The organism is Pirellula sp. SH-Sr6A (genome assembly GCF_001610875.1).
Lineage (GTDB): Bacteria > Planctomycetota > Planctomycetia > Pirellulales > Pirellulaceae > JBKCUI01.
Window position 1 is genome coordinate 2,893,123 of record NZ_CP011272.1, and the last position, 19,177, is coordinate 2,912,299.

At 54.7% G+C, this 19,177-nt stretch carries 13 protein-coding genes; 4 read left to right on the forward strand and 9 right to left on the reverse strand.

Annotated elements, in window-relative coordinates; translation table 11 throughout:
* Positions 1–119: 119 nt before the first annotated feature.
* On the forward strand, positions 120–467 hold the full coding sequence (locus VN12_RS11360) for a hypothetical protein (protein ID WP_146676945.1): 348 nt from the start codon (positions 120–122) through the stop codon (positions 465–467).
* A gap of 388 nt (positions 468–855) precedes the next feature.
* Here the strand turns inward: VN12_RS11360 and VN12_RS11365 are convergent, their stop codons facing one another.
* The 7 genes from VN12_RS11365 to VN12_RS11395 all read right to left on the reverse strand — a co-directional run bounded on the left by VN12_RS11365 (position 856) and on the right by VN12_RS11395 (position 10,746).
* Positions 856–1,962 (reverse strand): hypothetical protein, encoded by a 1,107-nt coding sequence (locus VN12_RS11365; protein ID WP_146676946.1) that lies wholly within the window; start codon positions 1,960–1,962, stop codon positions 856–858.
* 459 nt (positions 1,963–2,421) lie between these two features.
* Complete coding sequence (locus tag VN12_RS11370; RefSeq protein WP_146676947.1) at positions 2,422–3,315, reverse strand: lipase family protein; 894 nt, start codon at positions 3,313–3,315, stop codon at positions 2,422–2,424.
* A 21-nt stretch (positions 3,316–3,336) separates the two neighbouring features.
* Positions 3,337–4,650, reverse strand: coding sequence for a citrate synthase (locus VN12_RS11375; RefSeq protein WP_146676948.1), 1,314 nt, complete (start codon positions 4,648–4,650; stop codon positions 3,337–3,339).
* Positions 4,651–4,765: 115 nt separating this feature from the next.
* Positions 4,766–5,929 carry a ribosome small subunit-dependent GTPase A gene (rsgA, locus tag VN12_RS11380; protein WP_146676949.1) on the reverse strand — a complete coding sequence of 388 codons (1,164 nt, stop codon included), beginning with the start codon at positions 5,927–5,929 and terminating at the stop codon, positions 4,766–4,768.
* 11 nt (positions 5,930–5,940) lie between these two features.
* On the reverse strand, positions 5,941–7,989 hold the full coding sequence (gene ftsH, locus VN12_RS11385) for an ATP-dependent zinc metalloprotease FtsH (protein ID WP_146676950.1): 2,049 nt from the start codon (positions 7,987–7,989) through the stop codon (positions 5,941–5,943).
* A 77-nt stretch (positions 7,990–8,066) separates the two neighbouring features.
* Complete coding sequence (mch, locus tag VN12_RS11390) at positions 8,067–9,038, reverse strand: methenyltetrahydromethanopterin cyclohydrolase (protein ID WP_146676951.1); 972 nt, start codon at positions 9,036–9,038, stop codon at positions 8,067–8,069.
* 112 nt (positions 9,039–9,150) lie between these two features.
* Positions 9,151–10,746: a sulfatase gene (locus VN12_RS11395; protein WP_240491398.1), complete on the reverse strand. Its 1,596-nt coding sequence runs from the start codon at positions 10,744–10,746 to the stop codon at positions 9,151–9,153.
* Between the two features lie 189 nt (positions 10,747–10,935).
* On the opposite strand from VN12_RS11395, the gene VN12_RS11400 reads away from it, so the two are divergent.
* From VN12_RS11400 to VN12_RS11410, 3 genes are all read left to right on the forward strand, one after another.
* Entirely contained in the window at positions 10,936–12,411 is a 1,476-nt protein-coding gene (locus tag VN12_RS11400) for an aldehyde dehydrogenase family protein (RefSeq protein WP_146676952.1), read from the forward strand.
* Between the two features lie 68 nt (positions 12,412–12,479).
* A complete protein-coding gene (locus VN12_RS11405; protein WP_146676953.1) occupies positions 12,480–15,923 on the forward strand; it encodes a PSD1 and planctomycete cytochrome C domain-containing protein in 3,444 nt (1,147 codons plus the stop codon).
* Positions 15,924–15,926: 3 nt separating this feature from the next.
* The gene (locus VN12_RS11410; protein ID WP_146676954.1) at positions 15,927–17,309 is read left to right on the forward strand and encodes a DUF1501 domain-containing protein; all 1,383 of its coding nucleotides are present in this window, start codon (positions 15,927–15,929) and stop codon (positions 17,307–17,309) included.
* On the opposite strand, the gene VN12_RS11415 is transcribed toward VN12_RS11410, so the two are convergent.
* Complete coding sequence (locus VN12_RS11415; RefSeq protein ID WP_146676955.1) at positions 17,306–17,920, reverse strand: flavin reductase family protein; 615 nt, start codon at positions 17,918–17,920, stop codon at positions 17,306–17,308. The genes VN12_RS11410 and VN12_RS11415 overlap by 4 nt on opposite strands.
* Before the next feature lie 42 nt (positions 17,921–17,962).
* Positions 17,963–19,066: a GTP-binding protein gene (locus tag VN12_RS11420; protein WP_146676956.1), complete on the reverse strand. Its 1,104-nt coding sequence runs from the start codon at positions 19,064–19,066 to the stop codon at positions 17,963–17,965.
* Positions 19,067–19,177: the final 111 nt, after the last annotated feature.

The following is a 19,177-nucleotide window of genomic DNA, read 5'->3' on the forward strand; positions in this document are numbered from 1 at the left end:
GTGGAGAGCATCCCCGCTTCAAACGCGACCCCCGAAACTTGAGAGATTCTGACTAGATTTCCATGGATTGTTTCTGGTACATCCCCGTTTCACGAGAACGTCAAGAAGCGAGGATGCGAATGAGTCGATTAGGAAGCTTTGGATCCGGAGTATTGGTTGGTATCGTTGCTCTTTATGTGGCGATGCACTACACGCTTTTACACGCCGACGACGGAATCCATCTTATTCCCAAGATTACAGCCAAGCTTGAAAATCCCTACCAAGATATTCGCGGGTACAAGCTCGCACATTGGCAATCCAAACAGTCTCTGGCATTGGCTGTGGTTCGGGCCAACAAGGGATATCTAATGAGCGATCCGTCGCTTCTTACCTTTCGAGAAAACGCGCAGAACGTCTTGGCCAAGTATCGCATTCCCTCGCCGAAGCCCACGAATCAGCTAGTATCCTCTCCAGCAAATGGCCTTTGATTCTCCTAGGTAGCCACTGCCCCTCCGCAGTAGCTTCCTGTCGTTCCTCTCAATCCCCCATCACCACGCCTTCACCACGCCTAGCCGTTCCGGCGAGCACTCCCCCCAAATACCAGGGACACTCACCACCAACTGGGGACACTCACCATTTTTTGACCCAAAGACACTAGGGACACTCACCAGGGGTGGGGAGGGGGGGGGAGGTGGGGAGTGGCCCCCCGAAGGTGGGGGCGAGAGGGGGTGGTTCGAGGGGAATGGGGGCCGAGGGGCGGTCAATGACGGGTTTTTGGACCGTTTGACTCTCGAGGCGCGGAGCGGCGAACCCAGTGCCGCTCCAAGGGTCACTCTCAAAGAAGAAGATGCTCGCTGCCTGGAAGGCTACAAGCTCTTAAGAAGGTCGCTGGAATCGCGGACAGTAGATCTGCCGCTGGGTGACCAGCGTTCGAGCCTCCTTCATACTGCGCACACTTCCAGCCGCCAATGAGAACATTCGACTGAAATGGGTCGTGTAGTCGATCCAACGCTCGGGATCCAATCCCAACCGCTCCAACACCGGAGGCACCTCCTCGGGTGTAAACCCTTTCTTGCCTTCCCGGATAATCCTCGCCGTCGCATCCAATAGCTGGATATAGTTCATCGATGACAACGGTACCACGCCCTTGTCACTGCAACGCTTCTTCGTCTTGCTCGGTTTGCTCCCCTGGCTTCCTCTCTCATCGATCAGCTCTATCGGGGCTAAATACGCGTCTGGTAACAGACGCTGTGGCAAGGCAGGATCTTCGCTGGGCGCTGGGAACTGCGGCGATTGCGTTTGAGTCCCCTCCGGGGGCGGTTCTGACTTGGCGAGCTCCTGCTTCAGGGCTGCGAACCGCTGGGCTACCGACGTGTACTGGGATGCCTCGAGCGTCTGGGCTACCTGGGCGCGGATGGGATTCAAATCCACATAGCTCACGCAGGCCAAGATGGCTTCGTCATCGAGCAACCGCACCGCCTTGAACCGGCCATTGAAGAGACGGCCCGTCTCTTGGAGCTCCAGGTTGGCGCGCTTGGCGACTCGCTGGCAAAGGATGCGCATCCACCAAGAGATATCGCTGAGCCGCAATCGGATCTCTTTCAACTTCTCGGGCTTGGTGCGAATCGCATCGAGCTCCTTTTCGTTGGGCTCCGCTGGAGTCTTGTCTTTGTTCTTCCTCTTGGGACACATCAACATCCAGCGCCTGGCCACTTCGGTATCGTCCCACTCTTGGACAATGTCGGGGCGAGACCGCAAGACCGAGTGGAAGTGGTTGCTCATGATGGCATGACCTAGGACGTCGATGCCAAAGTACTGGGCTTGCTCCTCGATCTGCTTGGTGATCCAGAGACCGCGATGGCTGTGATCTTTGCGGGTGAGAGCATCATCGCCGAGCAAGAAGTACTTGCGAACAATGGTGGCGATGGTGTGGACCGTAGCGACTTCGTCGGGACGGTAGATATCGGCGCGGGCGCTGCGCATGATCTGAATTCCTTGGGCGAAAGGGAAAACATCGGCAAAACAAGGGGCGATTCGTTCGGGTTGCCGGGCACGATCCTGTGCATAGAAGTGATTGGAGCGTCTCGAGACCCCAGATACAAGAGTGGGGAAGGGGGCGCCAAAAAGATTTTTCAGGACACCGGAACTGGGGACACTCACGCGTACTGGGGACACTCACGCGTACTGGGGACACTCACGCGTACTGGGGACACTCACGCGTACTGGGGACACTCACGAGGACGGGGGACACTCACGAGGACGGGGGACACTCACGAGGTCGGGGGACACTCACGAGGTCGGGGGACACTCACGAGGTCGGGGGACACTCACGAGGTCGGGGGACACTCACGAGGTCGGGGACACTCACGAGGTCGGGGACACTCACGAGGTCGGGGACACTTGTGGGGATTGCTTGAGTAATGGAGTGGAGTTGATGGGGCGTTATTGCGACGGGACGTGACGAGGCTTTCGCAATTTTCTTCCCGATAATTCTTGCTCGAATAGAGCTCGAATATGGGAAATATACTCCACCATGGAATGGTCGCTTAAGTAGTCGAGTTTCCATAGCCGCAGGGATGTAAGAAGTCCGCGGAAGCGGTCGTGGACTCGAAGCCAGGATTTGATCGAGCTGATTCGGCCATACCTGTTGAGATAGATTTCCTGCCCCATGTGATGGTAGCCAAGCCAAATGGGTGGAACCCGGGGAACAACATCGTTGTTATTCACCCACCGGTAATGTTTGATCTTGAGAAATGAAGCGTATTTGCGATCTCCGATGCGTGGTGCACCGTAAGTAAAGATAGCTTTGGGATCGGATGGTATAGGCGCCAGCTTGCAGCGCACGGCGCAGATGCCTGCCATAGCTCCACCCAGAGAATGGCCGGCAAACCAGAGAGGGAGCTGATTCTCCTTGATCTTATTCTCTAACTTTGGCCAAAGATCGTTTACCTCCGTATAGAATCCGCTGTGCACTCGACCTACTTCCGACGCGATGGTCCAGGCATTGGCATCAGCGCGGATGTCGTTCCATTGGTTAGGTTCGGTTCCCCTGCACACAATGATGCAATCATGCCGATTGCCCAGCACGTAGCCTTCTGCGCCATCGTGCTCCACATCATCGCAGCGATCGAACCCTGCGTGGTAGGCGATCTTCGCGACAGCCTCAGGGGATGCGTAGGATAGCCTCGAAAGTTCGGCAAACAACAGCGACTTTTGGATCCATGTCAAATCGGAAATGGGCTTGTCAAGCTTGAGGGTCAAGACCATCTCCGCCGGTGTGCTCGCTTCGGGTTTTCGAGGCTGCATCCGAGACCAACGGAAAGACCGGGCGTTCATGGATAGTCCAAGCCTTTCGACTTAACGATTCTCGATGGGGATGACGTCGCGTTTGGTATAACCGGTGTAGACTTGTCGGGGGCGTCCAATGCGTGTTCCACTGGAGTGATGCATCTCAACCCAGTGGGCTATCCAGCCGGGTAACCGCCCGATGGCGAACAACACAGTGAACATCTGGACAGGGATCCCCATCGCCCGATAGATCACACCCGAGTAGAAGTCGACGTTCGGATAAAGTTTGCGTTCGACAAAATACGGATCCTTCAATGCAACTTCTTCCAGTTCTTGTGCGACTTCGAAGAGTGGATCGTTGAGGTTCAGCTTCTTGAGTAGAACATCGCAAGCAGCCTTGATGATCTTCGCACGTGGGTCGTAGTTCTTGTACACGCGGTGGCCGAAGCCCATCAAACGGAAGTTGCTGGCTTTGTCCTTCGCCATGTCGACATACTTCTTGACGTTGCCGCCATCGTCTGCGATGCGTTTGAGCATGTTCACGCAAGCCTCGTTGGCTCCGCCGTGCAAAGGCCCCCACAACGCACATATCCCCGCAGAGATTGAGGCAAATAGGTTTGCATTCGATGATCCTACCAAGCGTACGGTCGATGTGCTGCAATTTTGTTCGTGGTCGGCGTGGACAATAAACAAAAGATTCAAAGCGCGAACAAAATCCGGGTCCGGTTGGTACTTCTCACTCGGCAACGCAAACATCATGCTGAGAAAGTTCTCGCAATAATCCAGACTGTTGTCGGGATAAATGAATGGCTGACCGAACGACTTCTTGTAACTGTATGCCGCAATCGTGGGCAACTTGGCAATCAAACGATGGATCGAAACTTCGACTTGCTCGGGATCGTGCGGATCGAGCGAGTCCTGATAAAACGTGGACAGGGCACCAACAACGCTGGAAAGAATCGCCATGGGGTGCGCGTCGCGAGGAAAACCGTTGTAAAACGATCGCATATCCTCGTGAAGCATCGTGTGCTTTTCGATGGAATCGGCAAACTGCTCGAGCTGCTCACGCGTTGGAAGTTCCCCATAAATGAGCAAGTAGCTGGTCTCGAGAAAACTACAATGCTCAGCCAGTTGTTCGATCGGATAGCCGCGGTGCCGCAAAACGCCCGTTTCCCCATCCAGAAAGGTTATCGCACTCGCCGCCGAACCCGTGTTCGCATACCCTTCGTCGATCGTGATATGGCCGGTTTCCTTCAAGAGCTTCGAAATGTCGATCGCTCGATCGTTCTCCGTCCCCACCAATACGGGCATCTCCAGTTCCTTGTCACCAACGATGAGGCGAGCTTTGGAACTATCAATTTTCGGTCCGGTGGTTGCGCTCATTGAACTCTCCGCTGTCCATGTGGCTCGGACAGCTTCCAAAAGGGGTGGGGTAAATCAGTGGTGAAGTTTAGCCGGAAGGCTAGCTGCCGACAATTACTAGCCAGGCATTTGACTGCTATTCCAAACCGTCCAACTCGTCTCGATCACCTTCATAAGGCGAATCGATAATCTGACAATAACTGTCGTAGCGTCTCGCATCGAGCCTGCCATCCGCTACGGCATCTTTCACGGCGCAACCATTTTCGTGGATATGGCTGCAATCGGGGTAACGACATTTCGACGCAAAGGGGCGTATGTCGCGAAAGAGCCCCGTTAACTCGCTCGCAACAATGTCCCAAAGTTGAAACTGACGGACCCCCGGAGTATCGATGAGTGACCCGCCATAGGAAAGCGGAAAGACCTCCGCGGTGGTGGTGGTGTGTTTTCCTTTTTCATTCTCTTGACTGACCGCTTGTACGCGTTGTTTCAGTCCGGGTTCGATCGCGTTGAGGATAGAGGATTTCCCGACGCCGCTCTGCCCGACTACGACGCTGCACCGGTCCTTGGTAATCGTTCGCAGGGCACTGATTCCCCAACCCTTCGCTGCACTGAGCAGAGCGATTTGATAGCCCATTTGCGCATAGCATCCGATCAAGGGCTGAAGCTTGGAAACGTCGATCAAATCGCATTTATTGATACAGATGCAGGCTTCGAGATGGTTCTGCTCTGCGGTCGCGAGAAGCCGATCGATAAGATTGGGCTTGATGGCTGGTTGCGACGCGCTGGTGACAATGAGCAGTTGATCGACATTGGAAGCGATGATGTGCCTTCGCTGCTTGCTCGTTCTACTCAATGTGCTTCGACGGGGTTCAATACGAACGATCCAGGCTTGCTCGCCCCCCTCTCGCTGAATTCGAACTTGATCGCCAGCAACCAGGACATGTCGTTGGTCCGTCGCCAAGTTCTTCAACACTCGGCGAAGCGAGCATCGGTAAATCTTGCCATCCCCACCTTTCACGATCGATTCCAAGCCGTGGACTCGCAGCACAAGCCCTGAGATGGTTCCTCGATCTACCTCTAACTCCACATTGCCGAGCGTCTCACGCGATGTGTCTTCTATGCTTCCTTTCACCGTGCGGTGGCGCGTCAGCTCTCCTTTTCCGCTTACGCGCTCGGACGAAATGGTATCGATCTCGTCCAGATTTGCTTCGTATTGGCTCGTAAGATCGGCGTCGCGCACCTGAGATTGGTGCTTCTTGCGAAACTCGATTCGTATCTTATTGCTTTTCTTGCGAGCCATATTCTCCCGAATCAAACGCTTATCGCGTCTACCGCAGGAGTTTCTTTCGAATGGATGCTCGGTCCGATGAGCTCCGTGAGCTCTTTCTCATCGAGCTCCTCTCTCTCGATCAAGGCATCTTTCAAACGCTCGAGCTCTTCGCGTCGTTGATGCAGAATGTCCGTAGCTCGTCGATCCGCAGCGCGCAACGTGTCTCCGATCTCGGAATCAATTGTCTCCTGTGTTCGCTCGCTGAACTGCCTCTGCTGATGGATTTCTCGCCCCAAGAATGGATCACTATCCGAAAGCTTGTAAGACACCGGGCCGAGTTTATGACTCATTCCCCAATGGGATATCATGCGACGGGCAAGCGACGTGGCTCGTTCCAAGTCGTTTTCGGCACCGACCGATGTCTCGTCGTAAATGATCTTTTCTGCAGCACGTCCGGCCAACAGGACGACGAGCTGATCACGGATTTCACTCTCGGACATGTTCATCCGGTCTTCCGATGGCAAGATCTGCGTGCTCCCGAGCGACATCCCACGCGGGATCACCGTCACTTTGTGAACTCGCTGTGCACCCGGCAGAAACCATGCCGCCAACGTATGACCGGCCTCGTGATATGCGGTCTTTTCCTTCTCACTCGGGAGCATCACTTCCTCCCGTTTGGCCCCCATAAGCACCTTGTCTCGCGCGTAGTCAAAATCGGCCATGCTTACCCGCGCTTTGTCCTGCCTCGCTGCCCACAGCGCTGCTTCGTTCACGACGTTGCGAATATCAGCACCCGTCAATCCAACGGTCGCTTCTGCCAAGCGATGTAGATCGACGTCTTTGTCCAACGGCACGTCGCGAACGTGGACCTTGAAAATCTCTTCTCGCCCCTTCAACGTCGGTCTTCCTACGGTGATGTGACGATCGAAACGCCCGGGTCTCAGCAAGGCCGGATCGAGAACATCCGGGCGATTGGTCGCAGCCATGATGATCACCGAATCATTGGGCGAGAAACCGTCCATTTCGCCAAGGATCTGGTTTAGTGTCTGCTCGCGCTCGTCATGACCACCTCCCAAACCTGCTCCGCGCTGACGCCCGACCGCATCGATTTCGTCGATGAAAACGATCGCCGGAGAATGTTCCTTAGCGGTCGCAAACAAATCACGTACTCGGGACGCGCCTACGCCGACGAACATTTGGATGAATTCACTACCGTTCACCGAAAAGAATGACACGCCTGCTTCGCCGGCGACAGCCCGTGCGAGAAGTGTCTTTCCGGTCCCTGGGGGGCCATTCAGGAGCACACCTTTCGGGACTCGCCCCCCCAACTTCTGAAACTTCTCGGGCGCTTTGAGAAACTCGACAATCTCCTGCAAGTCCGCTTTGACTCCTTCCAACCCGGCAACATCGTCAAAGGTGATATGCTGATCGGAGGGTTCATATCGCTTCGCGGTGGATCTCGTAAAACTGGACAAGAACCCGCCTCCCATCATGCCTCCTTCGCGACTGCGTCGAAAGAACAGGACGATGACGATAATGGTCGCGATCAATACGCCGAACGAGATAAGGGTCAGCAGCGAATTGAGAGCATTGCCAGGAATGACTTGGATCTCCAGGGGTATCACATCCTGGCTAGCTACCGTATTGGGATCGTTGACGTCCGGGGTTTCGGTCTGTTTGCGAGATTTGGCCTGCAACGCGTAAAGCTTCTCGAACAATTGAGCGCGGGTGTTGGTATCTCCAGGGATAAACACCTCGAAGTCTTTGTTGTATCGCTCTGCATCCCCGTTGGCCGTGACGGGGCGTTTGATCTTCCCCTGGCTGTCCATCGTGACCGGCTTTTCCGGCGGCGTCTTGAACGTTCCTTGGACGTAGGAATCGTAGACGGTTACCTTTTGCAGATTCTCGGCATCGATTTGCTCCAAGAAAAAGCCGTAATCGATTCGGGAGGTTGCCAACCCGTTGAAAAAAAACATCAATCCCAACGTCGCCACCAACACCAAACCGATCAGCCAAGCACCTTGGCCGCGCCGTGGCTGGGCTGGCGAAGGGGATGGAGTAGGGCGTTCCTCGGAAGGTTTATTCGTCATGAGATTCGTTGAATGGAGGGCTGGTGAAAGCTCCGATTGTAGCGATGCAAAGCCAATTGAGACAGCGTGACCAAGGCCTAACCAAGCGATTCGCCGAACGACGAGGCAAGAATGTCGGGCCGAAGTTTGCCCCATCGCCACGACCGCCCCGTTTTCAGGTTGACGAGCGTGATCATCGCAGGGCTAAACAGCCCCGGATCCACCTTGTAAAAATCGAACTCGTAGGCTTGGAAGGTCTCTGCAAAGGGCTTTCCGAAGTCCTTGGAATGACAGCTTGGGATCTTCGGCCCCAATTCGCAGAGCTGTTGGTCCTCCGCGTGAACCCACAACGTCACATGCCCACCGTAGAGGATGGCGTCGTTCGTCCGACCGATTCCACCGACGAAGTCGACGGCTGGGGGAGGAAGGGGTGCGGCCCCATGCCCTCCTACGACTTGATCCAGTGGGAAACCGAGCTCGAAAAGTTTGTGCATGCACGTCTCGACCGACCTCGCAACCACTTGGAGTGTCCCTGCGAGGGATCGAGTTGGCGCAACGCAAAGCATAAGTTTGTCGGCCGCGACTTTGCACTCCGTCGCGATCGAAACGGCGATATCGTCCGATGGAATAGTATCGCACTCCAACACTCCAACAGCCCATTCCGATTCATCGGAAACGCCTAGCGATTTGAGGACAGGTTCTTGCCCCCGCTTCACGCGCATCGGGCCCGATCCCATCGCGAAAAACCCATCCCCCTTCACGGGCCAACCTGCATACTGCGAGGCCATGCACGCGTGCACAGGATCCTCGGTGTAAACTTGGATTTGCGGCCAAGGCCCGATGGAGCTTTCGGCAGGATGCACCGTGACCTTGCAACGATCCGACATGCAAATCCGCGCCAAGTTCTGACCTGCAAGAATCCCACCTGTGACTTGTATGCCGAAATCCAACACAGTCGTGCCGCTAGCCAGCGCGTGCGACGCAATCCTCCAACTCTGCGTATGCCCCAAAGCAGAGCGGCATATCCCAAGGGCTTGTTCGTTCAGACTGCTGGAATTGAACTGCGGCATAAGCGAATTACGACAGGAAATGTTGAGTAAATTTTTTCACCTTCGACTGATCAGGCACCGAAGGGACTGGATTGTATCGACGGGGCAACGGTCTGGAGGAAACGCAAATCATTCATTCCGGCACAAGAACCGCCAGATCTTTTCCTTTTTCGTCGGTCGGAAAAAGTGCATGATGACGCGCCAGCTCTTCTGCCAGCTTCGCAGTCAACCGCTTCAACTCCTCCGGTTGGGATCGCGATAAATCCTTCTGCTCATAGGGGTCGTTATCCAAGTGAAAAAGTTGGTAATGGGACCCACCTGACACTTCGGTAGGGAAGTAATGGTACACGACCTTCCAAGGACCTTCTCGCAAGCTGGACCAATAGTCGCTGCGATGCGGTGCGTGCGGATAGTGCATCAAGAAGGACTCGCGCCGATTCGTATCCCGCTTCCCTGAGAAGAGCACAGAGAGGGATTGCCCGTCCACGACATGTTCCTCGGGAATACGGGCGCCGACCAACTCAAGGATCGTGGGGAAGAGATCGGCCACCGATGCAATCTGCGATTGAATCACCCCAGCTCGGATCGGGAGCTTTTTCTGGGCAGGTTCGTTAGCGTTCGGTCTGCCCCACGATGCAATAAATGGCACTCGCATCCCCCCTTCGTAATGCGACCCTTTCTTTCCTCGCAAAGGAGCCGCACAGGCTACTTCATGGGGTCCGCCCAACGGTGCGTCGGTCCCATTGTCACCGAGGAAAATAACCAGCGTGTTCTCCGCCACGCCCAGCGACTCGAGTTTCTGCATCACCATTCCTAACGAGCGATCGACTCCCTCGACAAGCGTTGCAAAGGCTTGCGCCGGAGCTGGTTGACCACTTTCGCGGTAATGTTCGGCGAATCGGGCATCGGACTGAAATGGAGCGTGGACAGCGTAGTGTGCAAAATAAAGAAAGAATGGTTTGCTCGCAGCAACGGATTCCGCAACATGGCGATTGGCCTCCAGCGTCAAGGCTTCCGTCAAGAAAATGTCTTGGCCGTGATAAGCCTCCAATCCTGGGACGGACGTATCCGCTCGATTCCCTTCTCCCGAGAAGTCCTTTGCACCGTAGTAGCTAGCGGGCTGACCGATCGATTCTCCACCGACGTTGATATCGAATCCCAATTGAAGAGGATTCGAACCGGACCCACTTCGAGGTGCCAAGTGCCCTTTGCCAACATGGATCGTGCGATAACCATGGCTTTGCAAGATGCGTGGCAGAGAAATATCGGTCGCTCCTAGTCCAAGCCAGTTCCAATCCTTGGGAGCTCGAGGCCCTCCATTGTTGTTCTTCCACTGGATCCAATTCGTGGTGCGATGTCTCGCTGCGTTCTGCCCCGTTAGGATGGATACCCGGGTCGGAGAGCAAACGCTCATTGCACAAAATTGATTGAATCGGATTCCCTGCTCAGCCATTCGCTCCATGCATGGAGTCCGGTAATACCTATTGAGCGGATGTTTGACCGGTCGACCTTCCCGATCGGTCAAGAACGGAACGGACGTATCCATGACTCCCATATCATCGATCAGCATGAAAACGATATTCGGGCGCATCTTGCCATCGGATGCGTCCTGCGCCTGGGCTTGCGTGATTGGCCCTGTCGACGTCGCGGCCATCCAGCAAAAGAGTACCGAGCTTCTTATCAGACCAACGGTCCAAATCGTGTGGGCGAACATTATGCGATCGAACATCGTGGAGTCCGTCGTGCGAGGAAGGAATCGAGTTCAGGAGGGATGGCGATGGGAAACGGATCGCACATGAGTCTAGCAGCCCAGGAATAGGATCGCGAGTTCGCTAGGAAATCGTTTTGCGTTTCGAAGGTCGATCGATGCTATAATCGAGGTACTGACCTTCACCTCTCACTCTCTCCGGAGAATGCCATGGCCACCATGACGGAATCGATTCGCCATCCCAAAGTCCAGCACAGTGAATGTTTCATCGACGGGAAATGGCGACCCGCGATTTCCGGCAAAACCTTCACCACGTTGAATCCTGCAACGGAGGAAGTGATTTGCGAGGTAGCAGAGGGGGATTGGGCCGACGTCGATGCGGCTGTAAAGGCTGCCCGTCACGCGCTGGAAAGCGGGCCTTGGAGCCGCATGGATGCCCGCGATCGCGGGCGATGTCTTTACCGGCTCGCGGACTTGATCGAAAGCCAGATCGACGAGCTTGCTGCATTGGAAACGCTCGACAATGGCAAACCGATTCGCGAATCGCGCAATGCGGACTTGCCCCTCGTCATCGATTGCTTGCGATATTACGCGGGCTACGCAGACAAGATACATGGCTCGACGATACCGGTCCGCGGGAACTACTTCACCTACACCCGTCGCGAACCGGTTGGGGTAGCCGGACAGATCATTCCATGGAATTTCCCCATGCTCATGGTCGCTTGGAAGTGGGGGCCTGCTCTCGCCGCTGGCTGCACGATCGTGATGAAGCCCGCTGAGCAAACACCCTTAAGCTGTTTGCGAATGGCTCAGCTCGCTAAGGAAGCGGGAATCCCCGATGGGGTCATCAATGTCGTTCCTGGGTTTGGACCTACGGCGGGAGCGTCGGTTGTTCGTCACCCCGGCGTCGACAAAATCGCCTTCACTGGCGAACACCGCACGGCTCAGATCATCATGCGAGACGCTGCCGAAACACTGAAGCGGCTGACGTTCGAATTGGGAGGAAAGAGTCCCAACGTGGTCCTTCCCGATGCCGATCTCGATCGCGCTGCCCGAGGGGCCTATATCGGGTTGTTTCTCAATCAAGGCCAGTGTTGCTGCGCGGGTTCTCGCGTCTTCGTCCACAAAGACGTTCACACTGAATTTGTCGGCCGCGTCCAAGAGCTTGCCAAAAATCGCCGTGTTGGTGATCCTTTTGCGCCCGAGACCGAGCAGGGACCTCAGATCGATCAGGCTCAGTTCGACAAGATCATGAGCTACATCGAGAAGGGAACCCAAGAAGGAGCGGAATGTATCGCCGGGGGCGCTCGAGCGCATGATCGAGGATACTTTGTGCAACCCACCGTCTTTGATCGCGTGACCGACGACATGGCTATTGCGAAGGAAGAGATCTTCGGACCGGTAATGTCCGTGCTGACGTTCGACGATTGGGACGACTTGATTCGTCGCGCGAACCAAACTTTCTATGGACTAGCAGCGGCAGTGTGGACCCGGGATATCGCGAAGGCTCATGACTTTGCGCGAAAAGTACGGGCAGGTACTGTGTGGGTGAATTGCTACGACGTCTTCGACGCAGCCGCGCCCTTCGGTGGCTTCAAGATGAGCGGACAAGGTCGCGAACTAGGCGAAGAAGGCTTGAAGGCCTACACCGAATCCAAGACCGTCACCGTTAGCCTCGATAGCTAGCCCCCTCCTTTTCTCCCCCACGCCCTCCCTTTCCCCCCGCCACCTCCCACCCAGGCATTTCCAGTTCGATGTCGAACGACCGGTACAGATTTATTCGTCGGCTCATATCAGGATCGGTCGGTTTGATCTTGATCGGTGCATTGGCTTGTTCGTCGCACTCCCAGGAACCGAACGACAATCGACCAAGGGGAGCGGAGGAGTTTTTTGAAACTCGCATTCGCCCCATCTTGGTAGATCGCTGTGTGTCGTGCCATGGTGTCGAGAAGCAGTGGGCAGAACTGCGACTGGATCACGCCCAAAGCGCCATGCGTGGAGGGGAAAGCGGTCCAGTGCTCGTTGCAGGCAAACCGAATGATAGCGAGCTGTATCGGCGGATCATCGAGTCGGATGCGGACATTCGCATGCCGCCCGAGGAGTCTGGACCAGCCTTGACCGAGCAACAGGTCGCATGGTTTCGGGAATGGATTGAGCAGGGAGCGGCGTGGCCCGAATCCCACGAAATGAAGCGAGCTTCCCCGGAGGAGCTCCTGCGAACTCACTGGGCGTTTCAGTCGTTATCAAAAGCAGAACCTCCGCGAGAGCTGATCTCTCCGACCGGGGAGCCCGAGCACAAGAATCCGATCGATGCGTTTGTCGATGCCAAGCGAAGAGAATTAGGATTACCTAAATCACCCCAGGCCGATCCTCGCACCCTTTTGCGCCGCGCCTCCTATGACATCACAGGTCTGCCTCCCTCGTTCGCTGCGGTGGAGTCACTGGCTAGCCATTTCTCGACGGAGTCCTGGGAGAAGACGATCGATACTCTTCTCTCCGACCCAGCGTTTGGTGAACATTGGGGCAGGTTCTGGCTCGATATCGCTAGGTATTCCGACACCAAAGGATATGTCTATGCACGCGAGGAGCGTTTCTATGTCCATGCTCCTTTGTATCGCGATTGGGTGATCCAGGCGTGGAATCAGGGAATGCGATTCGATCGATTCCTCGAACTGCAGATCGCAGCGGATATTCTACCTGACAGCGAGAAGAAGGACTGGATAGCCCTGGGATTCCTCACACTTGGGAGACGCTTTCTCGGTGTCGAGGCAGACATTATCGATGATCGCATCGACGTCGTGAGTCGAGGGATGTTAGGTCTGACAGTGGGCTGTGCTCGATGCCATGATCACAAGTACGACCCCATTTCCACTGCGGAGTATTACTCTCTTTTCGGCATCTTTCAGAATTCGCACGAACAACTCGTTGCACTAACCGATGGAACGGAGCAAACCGATGATCACTCGAAGAGCCTTGAGGAAAAAAAGGAAGCGTACAACGTCTACCTAAGGACTCAAAAAGTGGAGGCGGAAGCTCGCATTCGGGATCGGATCGCGGATTACTTGATGGCTCAAAAGTCTCTGAGCGACTATCCAGATGTCAGCTTCAGTCAACTGAGCTCCAAAGAAGACTTGCTCCCTGCGATCGTCCATCGATGGGAGAATTATCTTCATCGAGCTGCTCGAGTGGGCGACCCACTGTTCCTTCCTTGGGTCGAACTGAACATGCTCGACGATAGTCAATTCGTGGCGGAGTCGACCCTTCGCATCGCTCAATGGAAAGAGGCCCCAGGCAAGGTGCATCCAGCTTTACTGCAATCGCTCAGCAATGTTCCCGTATCGGTCAATGACCTCGCAAATCGCTATGAAGAAATTCTGCTGAGAAGCTGGCGGGAACTCCATGGGGATGCCGAGGGGAACGATGTGCCCAAGGAAAGAACTTTGCGAGAGGAGTTCGGCGAAGAGGCATGGGAATCTCTAGTCCGCTTCTTGACCCAAAGTGAATCTCCCTGCGTGATCCCCACCGAGCACATGGCGAACATGGAATGGTTGTGGGACAACGGCACCGTCGTGGAACTTTGGAAGAGGCAGAGCGAGGTAGAGCGGTTGCTGCTGGAGGATCCATTTAAGCATCCCCACGCGGTGGTGCTTCAAGACAATCGGTCGATCTTGGAACCGCGTGTATTTCGCCGGGGAAACCCAGCGACCAAAGGCGCCGATGTTCACCGAGGTGTTCCCAGAGTTCTGGGGTTAGAGTCGGAGCATCCTATCCCATCTGGCAGCGGCCGTTTGGCATTGGCCAAGGCGGTGGTAGACCCACGTAATCCCCTTACGGCGCGCGTCTGGGTGAACCGCGTCTGGAAGCAGTATTTTGGTGCAGGATTGGTAACGACTCCAAGCGATTTCGGAGTTCGTGCTACGGCTCCCAGTCACCCCGAGTTGCTGGATTATCTCGCGCGCGAATTCATGGCCCACGGATGGGACAACCGTTGGTTGCATCGATTGATACTCACTTCGGATACCTACCAACAAACGAGTCTTGGTCCCGAACCGATTTCGGATCGGAATGCAGCGCAAGGGCTCGATCCCGAGAATCGCTATTTGTGGAAGATGAACCGCAAGCGTGTCAGGTTTGAGGTGCTGCGAGATAGCATGCTAGTTGCCAGCAGCAGACTGGAAACGGCGCGAGGGGGAAAGTCACAAGATCTTTTCGCCGGAGATGGAATTGCCAATAAAAGACGGACCGTTTACAGCACGATCGATCGACAATATCTACCCACGGTTCTGAGCGTTTTTGATTTTGCGAATCCAGATATGCATGCTCCCGATCGCAACGAAACGACGGTTCCGCAACAGGCATTGTTCGCTCTCAATCACCCCTTTGTCGCCGCGCAAGCTCGCGGGGTTATCGCTGAAATCCAGCGCCAACATCCCGAAGGCCTTTCAGCGAAGGAACTCGCATGGAAACTGGATGAAATATTTCAACGAGTTCTGCAACGCAAGCCGACCGAGGACGAGAGAAAGGGGCTGACCGATTGGCTCTCCTACGCGGAACACATCGGAACGGGTGCGGATGAATCGCAGCAAGCAGAGCGAATGCAATCTTGGGCATACGGTTACGGACAAGTCGATGCACCGAACCAAAGACTGCTCAACTTCACAGAGTTACCTTATAAGACAGTTACTCATCGACAAGGTGGAGAGAGGTTGCCGGATGCCAAGCTAGGCTGGGTCCATATCACCGCGAGAACCATTCACACTGGGAACGATTTGCAGCATTCTGCAGTTCGTCGTTGGACAGCGCCGGGAGAAGGAAGTGTTTCGATTCGATCCATTGCGAAGCATGTGCATGAGCAGGGGGATGGGGTGCGCGGGATCCTCTTATCCAGCCGGCAAGGAATCCTTAAATCACAAGTCGTAGCGCACGGGGAAGAGGCATTCCACGTCGAGAATCTTGCGGTTCAAGAAGGGGACACGATTGACTTTATTGCAGAGCTTCATGGGAGCTTGAGCTATGAAGATCTGGATTGGGTACCCGATGTAGAGTGGACGCCCCTTTCGGCATCAGTGGGTGCATCTGTCGTGCGAAATTGGAATGGCGAGGATGATTTCCCTCGATCGCTGCGGATTCCTTTATCGCCACTGGAGCAATTGGCTCAGATATTATTGGTGTCAAACGAAGCCTTTTTTGTGGATTGAACCATGCGAACACGACGCGAAATTATTACTCAGTCCGGCATGGGAATGGGAATCCTGGGGTTGGCGAGTTTGCTTGGAGACCAGACCTCACGAGCTGAGGTCCCGACTTCAGGATCCAATCCGCTACAGTCCAAACAGCCCCATTTTGCGCCCAGGGCGAAGCGTGTCGTCCATTTCTTTCTCAACGGAGGGCCATCGCATGTCGACACCTTCGACCCCAAGCCGATGTTGAAGACTTATGCGGGCAAACCATTGCCGCAATCCTATTTAACGGAGAGGAAGACAGGCGGTGCACTGCCCTCCCCCTTTCGCTTTTCCCGATACGGAGAGAGTGGGCTCGAGATTAGCGAATTGTTTGAGAAGACGGCAGAGCACGCCGACGATATCGCCGTCATTCGATCGATGTATGCGCAGGTTCCAAACCACGAGCCCTCCTTAATGCTGATGAACTGCGGGGATTCGATTCAATCGAGGCCAAGTTTCGGGTCTTGGTTGATGTATGGATTGGGATCCGAGAATGAAAATTTGCCGGGATTCGTCGCGATGTGTCCGGGTGGGTATCCGATCAAGGACACAGCGAACTGGCAATCGGGATTCTTACCTGGCGCATTTCAAGGAACGTTTATCGATCCTCAGCATCGCGAGATCGACCGACTGATCGAGAGCATTCGCAGCCCTCACGCCACCGAGCAAGTGCAACGGCATCAGCTGGATATGCTTCGTAAATTGAACACCCGGCACGCGCTCGATCGCGATGACCCGCGATTGGAGGCTCGAATTCAGTCCTTCGAGCTCGCGTTTCGCATGCAGACGGAGGCTGCGGATGTGCTGGATCTATCCAAGGAGCCGAAGGAGGTTCTGGAGGCGTATGGCGATACGGTTCATGGACGTCAAACGCTTATCGCTCGGCGGATGTTGGAGCAAGGAGTTCGGTATGTTCAGTTGTGGCATGGTGCAGGGCAACCTTGGGATCACCATGGCGACATCGAGAAGAATCTTCGAAAGAATGCGGCGGAGATCGATCAGCCGATCGCAGCCTTCCTTCGCGATTTGAAGCAGCGAGATATGTTGAAAGACACGTTGGTCCTATGGGGCGGCGAGTTCGGTCGAACCCCTGTATCCGAAGGTGGAAATGGTCGAGACCACAACCATTATGGATTCTCCGTTTGGATGGCCGGTGGGGGCATTCGGGGTGGTACGACTTACGGAGCGACCGATGACTTTGGATTCAAAGCGGTAGAGAAGCCGACCAGCGTGCACGATTTGCACGCCACCATGTTGCACCTGCTAGGATTCGATCACGAGAAACTGACCTATCGGTATGCGGGCCGGGACTTCCGATTGACCGATGTCCATGGTCACGTGATTCGGGACATTTTGAGCTAGGAGGGTTGGAATTTTTTCCGTTCCAATTGGAATGTGCTATCGGTATAGGTGTAGCCGCCTAACCCTCCCATGCGTCCAACCAGTTGCAATGCTTCGGTATCGACAATACCTCGCTCAGCATCCCGAATTTTGTGGTCTTCGACAAAAGCGCCCATGACCAATCCGAAGATCACGCGATTCTCACCGATCATCAAGCTTCGTTCCAGTTTGCATTCGAATGCGGCCGGAACACCGGCCAAACGAGGAGGTAGAACAAAGGTCGACGGAAGTGTGGTCAAACCGAGTTCGTCCACTTCGGAGATATTCGGTGGATAATCTGTGGCGGAATCGCTCATCGCCTGCGCGAATTGTTTAGGCACCAAATTCACAACGAACTCACCGGTGCGTTCAATGTTCGCAGCCGTATCCTTTGGCCGATCGGGATGATTGCTAATTCCAAGGACAATCAAACCAGGGTCCGTACCGATTGCGTTGAAGAAGCTAAAAGGCGCGACATTGACTTTGCCATTGTCGTGCAGCGTGGTCACCCAAGCGATCGGCCGTGGAACGATAAGCCCTGTCATCAATTTGTATCGCTGACCGGCCTGGATCGATTGAAAATCAAAAAACATTTAGGTTCACCGAAGAGTGGATGAGGGCCGATCTGGGACCGTTCAAGTCTGAATGCGATGTGTCGGAACAGGCCGGCCTGGTTTGAAGCTTTGCAGAGCCCGCATCTCAGAGCGGATTCCTTTTTCATGGCATATGGAATCGATAGCGTCCTGAACGTGTCGGGTCAATCGTTCTGGATCGGTGGCCACACGGGCGTTGACGACCAGTTCGGCCGATTTCGCGGAATGTCGACTGGGTACCGAAAGAACGGAACGGGAATCGCTGCTTACCAGATTCACCACAGCAAATTGACCGTCTTGCATCCCAATTGCCTTCAAGTGGGCAACTTCGCTCTCCTCCTCGTTCAGAGACTGTTGGATTCGATTCACCAAATCTTCCAGCAAACGATCGATTTCAAAGGGTTGATCGGACTGCACGGAGAGTTGAGCATTGAGCCATCCCAGTTCCGCTTCCCCCTCCGCGTAGACATCGTAATCGACATCCATCAGTCGTTTTCCAAATTCACCCCGTAGTTCAAGATACTCGGTAAGGCCTTCAAAGCCCTCACCTGTTTTCGCTGAGATTCGGATAGAGGGCATGTTGGCGAAGTCGGCTTCGATCAGCTGGATCAGTTCGGACACCTGGTCAGCGGATAATTCATCGATTCGATTGAGCAGAACAAAATCCGCCTCTTCGATTTGCTTGCGAAAGATGTATTCGGCTTGGGGAGAGAATCCCCCTCGTTTGATTTTCTTGAGAATCTTGAGACCGTGGCTTGGTTTGACAATGACACCATAGGGGGCGATATCGAAGGGCTGCTCGTAGATTTGCTGCAATGGGCGAATAACGGTCGCAACGAGATCGGTGCAGCTACCTACGGGCTCCGCGATGATGACATCGGGACGGTCTCCGGCTCCGAGTTGTTCGACCGTGTCCGTGAGTGCATTGAAGTTGCAGCAGAAGCAAGAGCCAGCAACTTCGCCGACATCGAACCCTTGAGAACGCAGCAAATTCGTATCCACCAAATCGGTCGCTTGATCGTTGGTGACAATACCGACCTTCTTGCCCTGCGATTGATAGTGTTTCGCCAGTTTCGCGATGGTGGTTGTTTTCCCCGCACCGAGGAACCCGCCGATCATAACGAATCGTGGAGGATTGGAAGTCATAGGGATACTTTTTGGATAGGTAGAAAATATTGGAAAGGAAGAGGGGGGGGAAAGCTTGTAGTTTTATCTTCGATCGTTTGATTCTAGCGACAAAACTGTTTACGTATCAGC